This window comes from Magnetococcales bacterium, assembly GCA_015232395.1.
Lineage (GTDB): Bacteria > Pseudomonadota > Magnetococcia > Magnetococcales > JADFZT01 > JADFZT01.
The window spans coordinates 1-15,274 of record JADFZT010000019.1 but is presented as its reverse complement, the minus strand read 5'-3'; the positions used below and the strand labels follow the sequence as shown (position 1 = coordinate 15,274).

Annotated in this window: 14 protein-coding genes and 1 tRNA gene; 2 read left to right on the top strand and 13 right to left on the bottom strand. The window is 55.1% G+C overall.

Going from position 1 to position 15,274, the window contains the following annotated elements; all coding sequences use genetic code 11:
• The first annotated feature begins 166 nt into the window (after positions 1-166).
• Complete coding sequence (locus tag HQL52_07610) at positions 167-1,006, top strand: hypothetical protein (GenBank protein ID MBF0369303.1); 840 nt, start codon at positions 167-169, stop codon at positions 1,004-1,006.
• On the opposite strand, the gene HQL52_07605 is transcribed toward HQL52_07610, so the two are convergent.
• The 6 genes from HQL52_07605 to HQL52_07580 all read right to left on the bottom strand — a co-directional run bounded on the left by HQL52_07605 (position 998) and on the right by HQL52_07580 (position 6,653).
• Positions 998-1,399 carry a hypothetical protein gene (locus HQL52_07605; GenBank protein MBF0369302.1) on the bottom strand — a complete coding sequence of 134 codons (402 nt, stop codon included), beginning with the start codon at positions 1,397-1,399 and terminating at the stop codon, positions 998-1,000. The two genes, HQL52_07610 and HQL52_07605, sit on opposite strands and share 9 nt — an antisense overlap.
• The gene (gene yaaA / locus HQL52_07600) at positions 1,389-2,153 is read right to left on the bottom strand and encodes a peroxide stress protein YaaA (protein ID MBF0369301.1); all 765 of its coding nucleotides are present in this window, start codon (positions 2,151-2,153) and stop codon (positions 1,389-1,391) included. The genes HQL52_07605 and yaaA overlap by 11 nt, the downstream gene beginning before the upstream one ends.
• A 124-nt stretch (positions 2,154-2,277) precedes the next feature.
• The gene (gene arsC, locus HQL52_07595) at positions 2,278-2,628 is read right to left on the bottom strand and encodes an arsenate reductase (glutaredoxin) (GenBank protein MBF0369300.1); all 351 of its coding nucleotides are present in this window, start codon (positions 2,626-2,628) and stop codon (positions 2,278-2,280) included.
• A gap of 135 nt (positions 2,629-2,763) precedes the next feature.
• Positions 2,764-3,222, bottom strand: a complete 459-nt coding sequence (locus tag HQL52_07590; GenBank protein ID MBF0369299.1) for a hypothetical protein — start codon at positions 3,220-3,222, stop codon at positions 2,764-2,766.
• A 169-nt stretch (positions 3,223-3,391) separates the two neighbouring features.
• Positions 3,392-3,763, bottom strand: a complete 372-nt coding sequence (locus HQL52_07585; GenBank protein MBF0369298.1) for a hypothetical protein — start codon at positions 3,761-3,763, stop codon at positions 3,392-3,394.
• Between the two features lie 388 nt (positions 3,764-4,151).
• Entirely contained in the window at positions 4,152-6,653 is a 2,502-nt protein-coding gene (locus HQL52_07580) for a hypothetical protein (GenBank protein ID MBF0369297.1), read from the bottom strand.
• Positions 6,654-6,960: 307 nt separating this feature from the next.
• Between HQL52_07580 and HQL52_07575 the strand changes: the two genes are divergently transcribed.
• Positions 6,961-7,602, top strand: coding sequence for a DNA/RNA non-specific endonuclease (locus tag HQL52_07575; protein ID MBF0369296.1), 642 nt, complete (start codon positions 6,961-6,963; stop codon positions 7,600-7,602).
• Positions 7,603-7,725: 123 nt separating this feature from the next.
• On the opposite strand, the gene HQL52_07570 is transcribed toward HQL52_07575, so the two are convergent.
• The 7 genes from HQL52_07570 to HQL52_07540 all read right to left on the bottom strand — a co-directional run.
• Positions 7,726-7,802, bottom strand: a tRNA-Met gene (locus tag HQL52_07570).
• Positions 7,803-7,878: 76 nt separating this feature from the next.
• Positions 7,879-8,757, bottom strand: coding sequence for an SPOR domain-containing protein (locus tag HQL52_07565; GenBank protein ID MBF0369295.1), 879 nt, complete (start codon positions 8,755-8,757; stop codon positions 7,879-7,881).
• Positions 8,757-9,524, bottom strand: coding sequence for a type III pantothenate kinase (locus tag HQL52_07560; GenBank protein MBF0369294.1), 768 nt, complete (start codon positions 9,522-9,524; stop codon positions 8,757-8,759). Before HQL52_07560 ends, HQL52_07565 begins: the two co-directional genes overlap by 1 nt.
• A 9-nt stretch (positions 9,525-9,533) precedes the next feature.
• Positions 9,534-10,535 carry a biotin--[acetyl-CoA-carboxylase] ligase gene (locus HQL52_07555; protein MBF0369293.1) on the bottom strand — a complete coding sequence of 334 codons (1,002 nt, stop codon included), beginning with the start codon at positions 10,533-10,535 and terminating at the stop codon, positions 9,534-9,536.
• Positions 10,510-11,340 (bottom strand): carboxylating nicotinate-nucleotide diphosphorylase, encoded by an 831-nt coding sequence (nadC, locus tag HQL52_07550; GenBank protein MBF0369292.1) that lies wholly within the window; start codon positions 11,338-11,340, stop codon positions 10,510-10,512. The genes HQL52_07555 and nadC overlap by 26 nt, the downstream gene beginning before the upstream one ends.
• The gene (locus tag HQL52_07545; protein MBF0369291.1) at positions 11,337-14,135 is read right to left on the bottom strand and encodes a valine--tRNA ligase; all 2,799 of its coding nucleotides are present in this window, start codon (positions 14,133-14,135) and stop codon (positions 11,337-11,339) included. Before HQL52_07545 ends, nadC begins: the two co-directional genes overlap by 4 nt.
• A gap of 115 nt (positions 14,136-14,250) precedes the next feature.
• A partial coding sequence (locus HQL52_07540) for a hypothetical protein (protein ID MBF0369290.1) occupies positions 14,251-15,274 on the bottom strand: 1,024 nt, incomplete at its 5' end.

The following is a 15,274-nucleotide window of genomic DNA, read 5'->3' as shown; positions in this document are numbered from 1 at the left end:
GGAAGCTAAGGCTAAAGCAGAGGCCCAAGCTAAAGCGGAGGCACAAGCAAAAGCCCAGGCTAAGGCTAAAGCCCAAGCTGAGGTGGAGGCTAAAGCAAAAGCGGCGGCTGAGGCGAAAGCCAAAGCCCTAGCCGAAACAGATACCCAGTCAAAAGCCAGGTCCAAGATGATCGCCAAACTGATGGCGATGCCAAAACCCGGCACCTCTCAGAAACCAGTCGATATCCAAGAGAGCACTCAAGCCGCTACCGCAACGGTTGAATCCCCCACACTGCCCGCAACCGAAAAATCGTCTCCCTCCCCTTCCCCCACAGCGGTCAAGCCCGGGGAACCACTGCTGAAAACAGCCAAACAGATCGCCCTGGGAAAAGCCACAACCAGTCAACCCCCTTCAGAAACCTCCACTGCTGCCATCAAGGAAAAAACAGGCGTTGCTCTCACCACTTCCGTGGCCATGGCCACGAAGGAAGCGTCCGTTCCTGCTCCCGGCCAAAAAACAAAACCGGCCACCACCCCGCAGAAGGATCAAAAAGGGGAAAAAACCAGACCCCCCAAACGGGAGATCCCAGGCTTTGCCAAAAAACTCCACCCCATCGCCCGTCATTGGCAAGACCCCTACGACAACGCCACGAATATTGCCGATGGCACAGAAAAGCTGTTCAAAGTGTTTCCCGCACCCAATGGGGATGTGCTCTTTTCCATTGCCGAAGCCTTCCACAAAAAAGCGACCGGCAAAGGCAAATCCTTCACCATCACCCCCACCACCGTGGGGCAGGTGCGACTCTTCTTCCAGGTCTACCCCCGGGAAGCCTATATGTTCAGCTTTAATAAAGAGGGCAACCGAATCATTCCCAAACAGTTTTGGGATCGGTTTGCCCAAATCAGCCATAAATGGGTGAGTGTCAGCCAAGTGCTCGGCAAGGATGAAGCGGACCGTATCCACCTGCGGGATATCGCCACCAAACGCGTTTCGGAAATCAAAAAAGATCTATTGAAATCACGCTGAAGGAGGAAAAGAAGGCAAAGAGGGAAAGGGAATATGCACAACCACTCCCTTTAAAAACAGAGCTTGCACCCTTTCAGAAAAAAACGCTCCCTTTTGCCATGAAGGTGCGTTCCCATGAATGGCAGCCATTGGAAAGTCAGGAAGCTTTTTTTCAGAAAGAGAAGAAAAATCTGGAAAAATATAGCCATTCCAGCTGAATATCAGACACACCCTCCCTTGAGGTGTTTTTCCCAACGAAGGCGGGAATCCATGGGAGGTAAAGTTTATTCCAAAAAAAATCAACCTTTCAAAATATCCAGCGCAGGCTGAAAGTATCACAAAAATCGGCCACATTTGCGCTGGACTTTCTGGATCCCCGCCGGCATCAAAACCGGCTCCCCAATCAACGGGCAAACACCCAACGCGCCTCATCCGAAAGCTCGGGTTGATAGCGATAGCCCCCCTCAGAAAAGGCCTGCAGCCCCTCAGGATCGGTAAGACGGTTTTGGATCATGAAGCGGGCCATAGCCCCCCTCGCCCGCTTGGCATGAATCCCGATCACCTTGAGCTGACCGTTTTTCTCCTCCTTGAACTCAGGCGTCAAAACCCGGCCTTGGAGATGCGCCCCACGCACCACCTTGAAATATTCCGTGGAAGCCAGATTGATCAGCCAAGATCCCGATGAAGCCACCAACATCCCATTGATCACCTCCGTCACCCGATGGTCCCAAAAAGCGTAGAGATTGCCTCCCCGCTCAGTCTCAAGCCGGGTGCCCATCTCCAAACGATGGGGCTGAATCAGATCCAAAGGGCGCAAATAGCCATAAAAACCAGAGAGAATACCCAAATGCGCCTGGGCAAAAGCCAGATCCTCTTCATCAAAAGAGCGACTCTCAAGCCCCACATAGGTATCCCCCTGAAAAGCAAAAAGGGCGGACTTGGCGTTTTTCAAGGTGTGTATCGGGGAAAAGCGTTGAAATCGTTCGACGTTAAGAGCCCCCAACTGCGCACTGATTTTCATCAGTTTCATGAGGCTCTCCTGGTCATGACGGCGCATTATTTCAGCCAGAAGACGGGTTTCTGCCAAAAGCTGTGGCTGGGTGTGGGCAGTCTGGGATAAATCGGCGGAGAAATCCTGCTTTTTGGCAGGGGAGATGACGGCGAGCATGGCTGGCCTCCAAGCTTAACCCGGCCCCACGTTCGGCCTTGGAAGGGTTTACGGCCCCACATTCGGTCTTGGAGGGAATTCGATAAAAATCCCCTGCCAGTGCGAACACAAGGAAGGGTCCGTGTCAGAGAATTTGCAGAATATTTTCCTTGGGGCGCCCCAACACCGCCTTGCCGTTGGCCACCACGATGGGCCGCTCAATCAGCTTGGGATGGGCGACCATCGCCTCAATCAAGGCATCCCGGGAAAGAGCGGGATCCTTCAGATTGTTTTCCTTGTAGGCCGCCTCCTGCTTGCGCAGTAACGCCCGGGGTTCCAGGCCCAAGAGGGTGAGAAGCTCTTCCAGCCCCGGCTTATCAAGGGGCGTTTTCAGATATTGAACCACTTCGGGCTCTATCCCCTCCTCCTGCAACAGAGCCAAACCTTCCCGGGATTTTTTGCAGCGGGGGTTATGATAAATAGTCACTTTAGACATGGATTGACCTGCGTAAAGAGAGGAGAGGCAAAACAACAAAGATTAGAACGCTTCAGGCTGTTTGGGCAGCACCTCCCGGAATGGGAGTGATAGAGACTCCCTGGGAGATGTGCCTTCAACAGCGAACCCAAAGCACTATTTGGGGGGATATTTATCTTTCAATTCGGAGAGTGCCTCGGTGGTGAAACGGCCTTTTTCCGATTTGATCCGCAAAAGTTCCTCCCGCAGCCAGGGACGAACCCGGGTCCAGCGTTTGGCCCCTTTGGGCTTATGAAACCACTGATGATCTTCAGAAGCATCCGCATTAAACAATCCGGCGGGAGAAAGTTCTTTCAGTAGATTCAGTGCCGAAGCGGGAATTTTGTCATCTTCCGACACGGGGGCCAAGGTTTTGGAATCGATCAACTCTTCGGCCTTAAAGCCAAACTTGGCGGCGGCCTCTTTGATGGCTTCCTTGGCTTTGTTGCGCAGGTTTGCCTCTCGTTGCTGCCCTTCTTCTTCGACCATATCCTGAAACGCATTCCAAAGATCATCTGGAACTTTACGGACATACGCTGTCAGGGATTCTGCTGTCACACTCTTACCACTTCCCATTTTTATCTCCTTGAGGCTTTCAAGCCGGACACGATTAATGAATCGCACCAATCATATCAAAACAGAGGATGATTTCAACATTGTTTTTTAAAAAAATCATCTGGCAATTCATCTGAAGCATATTTCAGCCACACCCACATGTTATTTTCGCAACGAGGCCTGACCATTTTCAAGTGACCATAAATTTTTCATAATAGTCCCGGGCAGTGATTTTTTCAGAACAGGATTTACAGATGAGCCCTTCCAGATTGGCGGGATCACAAAAAATGCCTTCTTCCTGATTGATATCAAAGTAGTACGCACACACCCGGCAACAGCTGATCACCTCTGGATCGAGATCGGCAATCACCTCCAGAGCCAGCTCCTTGAATGGAATGAAGCCAGGGCACACGATCTGCTCTTTAGCCTCATCAAAACGAATTTCCGCGTCATTTATTTGCTGAATGATAAACTGCCAAAAATGGATATCGTAATCCTGCGCAACGAGCTGGTTGGCCTCTTCCAGGCTGAAACGATCATAGGGGGGATTGGTTTGTTTCATGGATGCACCTCCTTGGACCTGTTTTTTTTGCAAAACGCCTTACCATATGACAGACAAAGAGAATGGCGTCAATAACCTGAATATCATCATTTTTTCAACAGCCTCTTCAGGCCAACCCACAGATGGAATGATAAAGTTCGTTGCAATCCATATTTTAATTTTACCCCAAACAGCTGGCCTGCAAATTTCACGACTCACAATATATCCAGTTCATATGCGCCTTACCATCTTTTCCTTGACATATCATCAAATGAGTACAGCCATATGGCAACAGGCTTTCCCAGCTACGCCATAAAAAAAGGGCCAGGAAACAATCCCAGCCCTTTTTTTCAAACATCCGTACATCTAACAGATTATTTACCCTGCCAATGGACCTCTCCAACAGGATCTATTTAATGGCTACAGCCAAGGCAAAAGCATCCTTATCCGTCCCATTCAGGGTAAACGTTCCGACCCCGGTAGCACCTGCGGGATCAGGCCCCTCATCATGGGACATGGCATAACCGCACCCTGCAGAATACCCTTCTTGATCTTCAATTCCAGGAGTTGAAGCAAAACCACCTTCAGCGGTAGCACCCCACAACACAACACTTCTATCAACCGTCGTGGTAACGCTGGGGGCATTCACCGTCTGGCTGGAAGTTTTATAAGAAGCTGATATTTCATCAATTGGAGACACAAGATCAGCTCCCCTTATTTGATAGACCACATTGGCTGAAGCTTCAGCATCATGTGAAAAAACATAGGTAGCTGGCTCATTATCACCAACCCACCACCATACCCCCATCCTATTACCTGCATTATTGCTGTTGTCACTGTAAATCTCGTTAAAATGACTCGGAATATCTGACCAGTTGCCAGTACCATCTTTAGCCGCTATACAAACATACACGCGACCATCTGGCCTGACTTTCGGCATCGTTAAAGTCATGGTGGTGATACTTCCAGCGGTAGATGTAGAGGTCACACTTTCAACCGTGGCGGTCTCACCCAAGGTCCAATAACCGTCCGAATACTCGGCATTAACCGTCACGCCTCCGTCATCCGACCGCATCGCAATAAAACTTCGAGACATTTCAGAGCATGGGGGTAGGATACCATTTTTCCAGGACGGTCTATTGTTGCCACTCTCAAGCTCCCAAACAAAAACGGCGTTTCCTTGATTTTCAACGGTTAGTTCCATCTCACCATGCTTGCCACCAGCGGGCCAGTTGGAAGTGCGCACGGTGATTGTGGGAGAGCCGGAAGCTGTGATTTTGTGACGCAGACCGGCGGTATAATCAAGGGTGACGGTAGAAGTAGTGGAGATCGTGCCATGGTCCACCAGGCCTGAGGGGGTTGCGCACAAGGGTCCAGACTTCAAAGCATCCACGGTGACACCTCCATCTTCAGAAAACATGATAATCCGGTTGCGCCCATCATAGGCCAGCACCGGGTCGTTATGATCTTCCCACACGGGGGGGTTGTTGCCGCTTTCAAGCTCCCAGACAAAAGTGCCGAGCCCTCCATCCTCAACGATCAGATGCATCTCCCCGCCCTTACCGCTTGCAGGCCAGTTGGAGGTACGCACAGTAATTGTCGGGGTGCCGGAGACGGTGATTTTGTGGCGGTTGCCAGCGGAATAGTCGAGGGTGACAGTGGAGGTGGTAGAAACAGTGCCATGATCCACCAGGGTGGAGCTGTAATCCTTGATTTCCGGGCTGGAGACGAGGCCGTTCCCCATATTGATATCATGACCATTGGCATCCAGATCCCCGCCCAGCTGGGGGGTGGTGTCGTCAACCAGGTCGGAAATACCGCCACCGGCTCCAGCGGTGGTTTCACTCCATACGGCAGCAGAAGCCGTGGCATCCAGACAGACGTAGGCCTTGTCGTTGGTCACATCGATCCAGGAAGAACCGATGGCATAGCCCGAACCGGAATCATCACTGGCAGCTGGAGCTACGGTAGCGTCCCGCTTGTTGAGAATCGTGGTATAGCTGCCAGCCCCGGTGCGTTCCATCTGACCGTTGGCAGCAAAATCTCCATCCATCACCGCCCCGGCTGCCGCTACGTTGACGGCATCGGTGACATCAGCAGCTGCTTCGATATTACCGAGCTTGGTTTGATCAGCATCAGTGTAGGCGTTGGTGTCGGCTTCCCCCTCATAGGCGGTTTTGATCTCAGCGCCGGTTTGATCTGCCGTGGCAGAAGCTTCGATGCCTGCGAGCTTGGTTTGTTCAGCGTCGGTGAAAGCGTTGGTGTCAGCCTCCCCTTCGTAGGCGGTTTTGATCTCAGCGCCGGTCTGGTCCGCCGTGGCAGAAGCTTCGATGCCCGCCAGCTTGGATTTATCCGCATCAGTGTAGGCGTTGGTGTCGGTTTCCCCTTCGTAGGCGGTTTTAATCTCAGCACCGGTCTGGTCCGCCGTGGCAGAAGTTTCGATGCCTGCGAGCTTGGTTTGTTCAGCATCGGTGAAAGCGTTGGTATCGGCTTCGGCTTCGTAGGCGGTTTTGATCTCAGAGCCGGTTTGATCCGCCGTGGCAGCTGCTTCGATGCCTGCGAGCTTGGTTTGTTCAGCGTCGGTGAAAGCGTTGGTGTCGGCTTCGGCTTCGTAGGCGGTTTTGATCTCAGCGCCGGTCTGGTCCGCCGTGGCAGCCATCTCAATGCCATCCAGCTTGGCACCATCCACCGCCACATCCCGGCCAACCACCAAACCGTCCTTCACCAGCACCCCTTCCACCGTCACCCCGGCATCCGGAATTCTTTCGTTGATGATATCGGTGGAGACCGATTCAAACCGGCGATCTCCCGCACCACCCACTTTGGTCCCCCCCGCATCCATCATCCCTTCACCTGGTGGAAGCGCCACAAAACGGCCTTCCTTAATCACGACAGCCACTCGATTTCCCATGTCAAAACTCCAATCAATTGAGGATTTCACTAAGATTCGGGAGAGTATGGGGAAAGGGTGGAGAGAAGATAAAGATGATGGACTTCAGCCATAATACCTTGGTCAAACCCACCGTTTTGCAGATATCTTCAGCCTGAAATGGAGTGCATCCCATTGGCAAATAAGCCTGTTTATTTCCAATTCAAAACTACCCCGACAAAATGTCCTTGGAGTTCCTGGTGTGGTAGAAAAACCATCCAGACCTGAAGAGGTTCAGACCTGATTTGTTTCAGAGATATCGACGAATCCAGGAAATGGAGAGAGGCCGATGAAACAGACACTGCATAAACGGTTTTCCCAATTCAGCATCGACTATGAGTCATTGCTTTTGGAAAATCAGACAGCGCTACTGGAGGATTCCTGGAGGCGATTCATAGCCAAGGCGTCCCAAATCTGGATCCACCACTACAGGCAGATGACCGGAGGAGAGGCTAATATTTATGAATTTCAGGCGGATGTGGGATTTTTTACGCTGTTCGATCTGGCAGCGGAACGATTAAGCCTCGATCCTGATGAGGGGATCCCGGAAACAGAGGATCGGGTGGTGGGTGTTCATGGCCGGTCTCACACCACAGGCAAAGCCCGGGACACCAACCGGCAGAGGGGATTTATCGGTCCTACCCAGAAAGTTTTTCCTGAAAATTATGAAAAAGGCCACTATATCGCCCACTCCATGGGAGGCGGCATGGACGTCAATCTATTCCCCCAAGCCAAACCCCTCAATCGGGGCTGGTCGGAGGCTGGAAAACGTTACCGCACCATGGAAAACCATTGCGCAGACAATCCCGGAACCCACTGTTTTGTACGCCCTCTCTATCAGGATCACACCTGGATACCAGCGGTACTGGAATTTGGAATGATGAGGAAGGATGCCTCCCTGTGGGTGGAGTGGTTTGAAAACAGCCCCTGACGATCAGGCAAGTGAGGAGGCAAACAGGGATGGCCGCTGAATTTCAAAACATAAAAACCCCGGATTGAAGGCTCAAGTAAAAACGGCCCGGATACAGAAGCATCCAGGCCGTTATAATACTTTTGGTAGCGAGGGGGAGATTTGAACTCCCGACACATGGATTATGAATCCACAGCTCTAACCAACTGAGCTACCCCGCCAAAAAGGGGATTCATTCTAGCTTTCTAAAAAGGCCTGTCAACCCCTTGTGCTCAATACGCCTCAAGAATCCAGGAATCAGGAACCCGAAAAGGGCCAGGATTTGACCACTGGCACAGCAATCCCCATACCCGCCACCTCTTCACTGATCTCCCGAGCCTCTTTCTGCTTTGGAAACGGCCCCAAAATCACCTTGCGAACCGGTAGATCAGCATTCACCTTAACCATGCGCAAGGGAGAGACTTCCAAATCCCTGGCCCGAACCAGATCTTCCATGGCATAGGAGAGCAGGATGGATTTGGAGAGGGAGATAATGTGCCCCTCCCAGGTCTCCTCAACTTGAACCACAAACCCCCCCGCCTTCAGCTTGGCTTCCGCCTCCTTGGCCGCCTCCAGACTTTTATAGGGACCTGCCTGGACGTTATTCAAGGGAACCGACTCCACCATCTCCTTGATCTGGGGGTTCAAGCCATTTTGGGAGAGCTGAGCCATCATGCTGTTCGCCCCCATTTGCAGGACAAAGCTGCCCACCTGCACCACAAAACCGCTCTCGGCTACCGCTGGCGCGGCTGTTTCCACAGGCTTGGCAGAAGAGGGTTTGACAATCGCAGCCAAGGGGACTGTCCGGACAACCCTGCCGGGAGAGGCCTGAACCGGAGCAGTCGTCGCAACGGCTGCAGGCGGCTCTGGCGGCTTGGCTGGAGTGGCCTGGGTTCGGGGCCGTTTTGGCCGGGGCTTGACCTGGCTCTGGGCGGTCTGAATGGGCTCTCCCCCTTCAGGCTTGCCGGGGAGGGCCATCTGCTTGCCGGGGACCGGCGGACCATCCCAAACAGCTCCAGACTCCTCATCTCCACCGCCAGAGAGAAGAGCTGCCGCTGCAATACCCAAAAAAAGAACCCCCGCCACACCAGGCAGAAAACGGCCAGCTGACGACATATTGACTGCTAGGGCCACCATTACCGGTTCCTCTCGTAGAGCAGTCGCAATCCGGTGAGTGTCAGAAACTCATCCACAATTTCGATCCGCCCACTTTCCAAAGCGATCCATTTGGCCAGCCCACCGGTGGCAATCACCCGCACCGTGTCGAAGCCGGACTCCCTGGCCATTCGTTCGATAAGTCCATCCACAAGCCCCACATAGCCCCAAAAAACCCCGGACTGCATGGAACTCACCGTATCCCGTCCCACCACCTGATCTGGATAGCTAAACTCCACCCGGGGCAACTTGGCGGTTTTTTCGAACAGGGCATTCATGGACAGACCCAATCCCGGAGCAATGGCCCCCCCGAGATAATTTCCTTTCGAATCAACCAGGTCGAATGTCGTCGCCGTTCCAAAATCAACCACGATACAGGCCATCCCTACCCGGGCATAGGCAGCGACTGCATTGACGATGCGGTCGGCGCCCACCTCCTTGGGGTTTTCGTAATGGATGGCCATACCGGTTTTCAAGCCTGGCCCCACCAACAACGGCGAAACCCCCAGATAACGTTTGATGGCCCGCACAATGGCGGCCTGTACTGGTGGCACGACGCTGGAGATGATCACCCCGGAGATCCGATCCAGGGATACTTCAGCAGAATGCAACAATTGGGCCAGCAAAATGCCATATTCGTCACCGGTGCGCTCCAGATGGGTCGCAATACGCCAATGACGGGTGAGTTCCAGCCCCCGGTAGACCCCGAGAACGATGTTGGTGTTGCCGATATCAACCACCAACAACATGATAAAACCTCACTTTGGTTCGAGAAGGGTGACATCTCCAGCCACCACCCGGCTGACAACGCCATCCTCCCGCTCCACCAGAAGAAAACCGTCCCCATCCATATCCAATGCCCGACCGATAAAACGTTCCCGGAGGAGATTGACCTCTACCCGGCGGCCTTGAATGCGGGCCATGGCCAGCCATCCCTGCCGCACCGGGGCAAATCCTTCCTGGCGATAGCAGTGGTACCATTTTTCAAACACCTTCAGGAATGATGCCAAGAGTGTGGCCCGCTGAAAACGCCGACCATCCACCGTCAAAAGAGAGACCGCCTGATCCCGAAGTTCCGCAGGAAAGCTCTTCTCATCGCCATTGACGTTGACCCCCACCCCCACCACCACGAAGCGGACCCGATCAGGCTCTGCATCCATCTCGGTGAGAATTCCCCCCAGCTTGCGACCTCCCAGGAGGAGATCGTTGGGCCATTTGATGGTGATGCCACTGACCCCTGCCAGAGTGATGGCCTCGCCCAGAGCGAGACCGGCCAGGAGGGTCAATTGTGCGGCAAATCGCGGTTCCAGGGGGGGCCTTAAAACCAGGGAAAAATAGAGATTGATACCAGGGGGAGAACTCCAGACCCGGCCCAGACGGCCCCGGCCTTGGGTTTGCCGGTCAGCCACCACCACCGTGCCTTCCCCAGCCCCACCCCGGGCGAGCTGGACCGCCAGATCGTTGGTGGAACCGGTTTTGCCATAAAACCGATAGAGGTCGGGGCGAAAAAGCCCGTCAGGCAACAGGGGGGTGACGCAATCAGGCGTCAGCGCATCCACCTCAGCCACCAGGCGATAGCCCTTTCGGCGAACGGCTTCGATCCCATACCCTTCCCGGCGCAGAGCTTCGATACGCTTCCAGACCGCCATCCGGGAGATACCCAGCTCCCGTGCCAGAGTGGTACCGGAGAGCAGTTCGCCATTCCCAGCCCGCAAGCGGGTGAGAATCGCTTCCCTAGACCCGGATGAGGAGCGTAACATCCTTACTGCCCGCACTGTGGGTGAGCCCACCCACGGAGATCAGATCCACTCCGGTTTCAGCTACTTCGCGGACATTATCCAGGTTGATGTTGCCACTCGCTTCCAGCAGCACCTTGCCTCCAGCGATATCCACCGCCTTCTGCATGGTTTTCAGGTCCATGTTATCCAGCATCAGGACGTGGGCCCCAGCCTCCAGGGATTCTTTGACCTGATCCAGATTTTCACACTCCACCTCAATGCGATGCAGGTGGGAAAGCCCCTCGCTCAATTGCCGCACCGCCTCGGTGATGCCGCCAGCCAGGGCAATGTGGTTTTCCTTGACCAAAATCCCGTCATCAAGCCCCATACGGTGGTTCAATCCACCCCCAATGCGCACCGCATATTTTTGCAGCAGCCTGAGGCCCGGGGTGGTCTTGCGGGTATCCACAATTCGAGCGCCAGTCCCCTCCACCTTCTCCACAAAGCGCCGGGTCAGGGTGGCGACAGCGGAAAGATTTTGGAAAAAATTGAGCGCTACCCGCTCCCCGGTCAACATCCCCCGGGCCGGTCCCCGCAGGGTGCAGATGGTGTTGCCCGCCAACACCCCGGCCCCATCGGGCTGTTCCGGAAGCATGCGGATCCGGTTGTCCAATATTTGAAACACCTCGGACATCACCGGCAACCCGCAGACCACCATATCCTCTCGGGCTATCAGTTCCGCTTCCGCCTTTTGCCCGGCAGAAACCAGCAGGTTGGTGGTAATATCCCCCCGACCCACATCCTGGGCCAAGGCGTTTTTGATAATATCCGACCAGGGAGGAATCATGAGCCACTCCGAAGTGAGTTCAGGCGTTTCAGGGCTTCGGCAAGCCCCTGCCGTTTTTCGACGAATTCCCGCTCCTTGGCCTCTTCACCCGCTACTACTTCGGGCTTGGCCTTGGCGCGAAAATTGGGATTTTTCAGTTTACCCTGGACGCGTTGCAGATCCTTATCCAGTTTTTTAAGCCCCTTTTCCAGACGGGCCGCCTCGGCTTCCACATCGATCAGCCCAGCCAGGGGAATGAACAGTCTGAGCCCATCCACCACGCCGGCGGCGCTCCCCTCGGGGGGCTCTCCAGAGAGGTTTTCCCAGGATTCCAGGCGAGCCAAAACGCTGATCAAACCTTCATGGCGCTGGAGGCGATCCACAGCCTGCTCTTCCCCTGTGACCAGCACCGGCAGTTTTTTGCCTGGTGGGAGGTTCATCTCACTGCGCACCGTACGCACGGCGGTGACGAAAGACATCACCCAAGCCATCTCCTCTTCAGCCTCGGCATCCACCAAAATTTCCTGGGGCTCTGGCCAGGGGGCCAGCATGATGGTGTCACCGGAGCGGTCGATCAGAGGGGCCACCTTTTGCCACAGCTCCTCGGTGATAAAAGGCATCAGGGGATGGAGCAGGCGCAGGGACTCTTCAAAAACCGTGAGCAGGGTGTTGCGAACAGCGATGGCGCGCTCTCCCCCCCCCTCCCCGTCATCGGCATAAAGCACCGGTTTGACCATCTCCAGATACCAGTCACAATAGCTGCCCCAGAGAAATTGGTAGATGGAGCTGGCCGCATCGTTGAAGCGATACTCCTCAATCCCGGCAGCGACCTCTTTTTTGACCCCTTGGAGGCGGGAGAGAATCCAACGATCCGCAGCCCCCAGGAGCAGTTCATCCCGACCAGCGCCACACCCCTTGCCTTCGGTGTTCATCAACACAAAGCGGGCGGCGTTCCAGAGCTTGTTGCAAAAATGGCGATACCCCTCGATCCGACCCAGGTCGAAGGTGATGTCCCGACCCATGGTGGCGAGGGAAGCGAAGGTAAAGCGCAAGGCGTCGGTGCCGAAGGAGGGGATCCCCTTGGGAAACTCCTTGCGGGTGGCCTTTTCGATTTTTTGGGTCAGGTGGGGCTGCATCATGTTGCCGGTGCGCTTTTTCACCAGGCTTTCCAGATCGATGCCGTCGATCAAATCCAGGGGATCCAAAACATTGCCCTTGGATTTGCTCATCTTTTGCCCTTCGGAATCCCGCACCAGGCCATGAATGTAGACCTTGTGGAAAGGGACCTCACCGGTAAACTTCAGGGACATCATGATCATCCGGGCGACCCAGAAAAAGATGATGTCAAAACCGGTCACCAGCACACTGGTGGGATGAAACGCCTTGAACTCCGGGGTGTTGGCAGGCCAACCCAGGGTGGAGAAGGTCCAAAGAGCTGAAGAAAACCAGGTATCCAAAACATCCGGATCCCGGGTGAGGGAGACCGGCCTGCCGTAATGCTCGGCGGCCAGCTCATAGACCTCCTCTTCGCAGTTGCAGACGAAGAGATAACCATCGGGGCCATACCAGGCGGGAATCTGATGGCCCCACCAGATCTGCCGGGAGATACACCAATCCTGGATGTTACGCATCCATTCATAATAGGTCTTGTCCCAGTTTTCCGGGACAAATTGAATGCGACCATCCTCCACCGCTGCGATGGCATCCTTGGCGAGCCCTTCGGTTTTGACGAACCACTGATCGGTGAGATAGGGCTCGACAACCGCCTTGGAGCGATCCCCCCGGGGCACCATCAGACGATGGGGATCGATTTTTTCGATCAAATCCCGGGCTTGCAGGTCGGCGACAATCTGCTTGCGGGCGGCATAGCGATCCATCCCCCGGTAGGCTTCGGGGGCTTGGTCGTTGATCTTGGCATCTACCGTAAAAATATTGATCAGGGGCAGATCGTGACGCTTTCCCACCTCATGGTCGTTAAAATCGTGGGCCGGGGTGATCTTGACGCACCCGGAACCAAACTCAGGATCGACATAGTCGTCGGCGATCACCGGGATGGGACGTTCGGCGAGAGGAAGCAGCACCTCTTTACCGATAAGATCTTTATAGCGGTCATCCTCGGGATGGACAGCCACAGCGCTATCCCCGAGCATGGTTTCGGGACGGGTGGTGGCGACGACCAGATGGCCGGAGCCGTCGGCCAGGGGGTAGCGCAGGTGCCAGAGGTGGCCGTTTTCCTCTTCGGAGATCACCTCCAGATCCGAAACCGCCGTGTGGAGTACCGGATCCCAGTTGACCAGCCGCTTGCCCCGATAGACAAGCCCTTCATTATAGAGACGGACAAACACCTCCCGGACGGCATTGGAGAGCCCCCGGTCCATGGTGAACCGTTCCCGGGACCAATCACAGGAAGCGGCCATGCGGCGCAGTTGGGAGACGATGGTGCCACCGGAAGTGGCCTTCCACTCCCAGACCCGTTCGATAAACTGCTCCCGCCCCAAATCGTGACGGCTCACCCCCTGGGCTTCCAGTTGACGCTCCACCACCATCTGGGTGGCGATACCTGCGTGGTCGGTACCGGTCTGCCAAAGGGTCCGTTTGCCTTTCATCCGGTGATAGCGGATGAGGCCATCCATGATGGTGTCCTGGAAGGCGTGTCCCATGTGCAGGGAGCCGGTCACGTTGGGCGGGGGAATCATGATGCAGTAGCTCTCATCCCCCCCATCGGGGCTCTCTGCCTTGGGGGCAAACCAGCCGTTTTCCTCCCACGTGCGGTACCAGCGTTCTTCAACCCCTGCTGGTTCATAACTGCTGGGCAAGCTTGTTTCTGTCATGTTTGATGGAATCCGTTTGGCGTGATGAAATTCCGACGGCGGCACTTTTCAATCACGAAAAATACCGCCGTCATTTGAGTGTCTGCCCTTCTTGAAGGCGTCAGGACAAACCCTTACGAATGCGTTCCAGCTCTTCCCGAACGGCCTCTTCCAAAAGATCGGGCAGCATCTCCTTGAGAACGTTTTGGGTCAATTTGCGTACCGCTTCGCGCACCTGGGGACCGTAAACCTGCTCCACTTGCTCCGAGGTCAAGGCAGGAGCGGCCTGGGAGTCGGCATCAAAGGTTTCCTCCTGGGTGGGAGCGGCGCTCTCTTCCCCATCGCTCTCCACGACAGGCGTATCCCAATCCGCTTCCGGCGAAGCCGATTCCTCAGCAGCTGGTGGCTCTTCGCCCCATACCGGATCCGCCGGGGCTTCCTGTGGCGCTTCCTCTACGGGCTCTTCTTCCACGACAGGCTCTTCCTCAACCACAGGCTCTTCCTCTGGCTCCGGTTCTTCGGCGACAGCTTCTTCAACCTCAACCGGTTCCTCTTCCGGCACAGCTTCCTCAGCAGGAATCGCCTCTTCCTCATCCCCCTGGGAATCAGCCGGTTCATCCATCTCTTCCGGCTCAGGATCCGGCGCGATCACAACGGTCTCCAGGTCAGACTCCTCTTCCTCCTCTGCCTGATCGGCCTCTTCTTCCTCTTCCGGTTCCAGAGCAGCGAGGGCAGCCACCATCTCCGGCACAATTTCCGGCTCTTCCGGCTTCTCTTCCATTTCAGAGCCTGCTTCCCGGGCCTCAGCCACTTCCTCCTCCTCCACCTCAGCTTCAGGCTCTGCGGCTACCGCTTCCTCTTCAGGCTCTGCGGCTACCGCTTCCTCTTCAGGCTCCTCTTCTTCAGAAGGCCCCCAATCTTCTTCAGCCTCTTCGGATGCCGCTTCCTCTTCAGGCTCCTCGGCTACCGCTTCCTCTTCAGGCTCCTCGGCTACCGCTTCCTCTTCAGGCTCCTCTTCTTCAGAAGGCCCCCAACCTTCTGCTTCAGCCTCTTCGGCTACCGCTTCCTCTTCAGCCTCTTCGGCTACCGCTTCCTCTTCAGCCTCTTCGGCTACCGCTTCCTCTTCAGCCTCTTCGGCTACCGCT

Coding starts and splice junctions, on each gene's coding strand:
- HQL52_07610 (MBF0369303.1), top strand. CDS start 167: ATGATCGCCAAACTGATGGCGATGCCAAAACCCGGCACCTCTCAGAAA.
- yaaA (MBF0369301.1), bottom strand. CDS start 2,153: ATGCTCGCCGTCATCTCCCCTGCCAAAAAGCAGGATTTCTCCGCCGAT.
- arsC (MBF0369300.1), bottom strand. CDS start 2,628: ATGTCTAAAGTGACTATTTATCATAACCCCCGCTGCAAAAAATCCCGG.
- HQL52_07590 (MBF0369299.1), bottom strand. CDS start 3,222: ATGGGAAGTGGTAAGAGTGTGACAGCAGAATCCCTGACAGCGTATGTC.
- HQL52_07585 (MBF0369298.1), bottom strand. CDS start 3,763: ATGAAACAAACCAATCCCCCCTATGATCGTTTCAGCCTGGAAGAGGCC.
- HQL52_07580 (MBF0369297.1), bottom strand. CDS start 6,653: ATGGGAAATCGAGTGGCTGTCGTGATTAAGGAAGGCCGTTTTGTGGCG.
- HQL52_07575 (MBF0369296.1), top strand. CDS start 6,961: ATGAAACAGACACTGCATAAACGGTTTTCCCAATTCAGCATCGACTAT.
- HQL52_07565 (MBF0369295.1), bottom strand. CDS start 8,757: ATGGTGGCCCTAGCAGTCAATATGTCGTCAGCTGGCCGTTTTCTGCCT.
- HQL52_07560 (MBF0369294.1), bottom strand. CDS start 9,524: ATGTTGTTGGTGGTTGATATCGGCAACACCAACATCGTTCTCGGGGTC.
- HQL52_07555 (MBF0369293.1), bottom strand. CDS start 10,535: ATGTTACGCTCCTCATCCGGGTCTAGGGAAGCGATTCTCACCCGCTTG.
- nadC (MBF0369292.1), bottom strand. CDS start 11,340: ATGATTCCTCCCTGGTCGGATATTATCAAAAACGCCTTGGCCCAGGAT.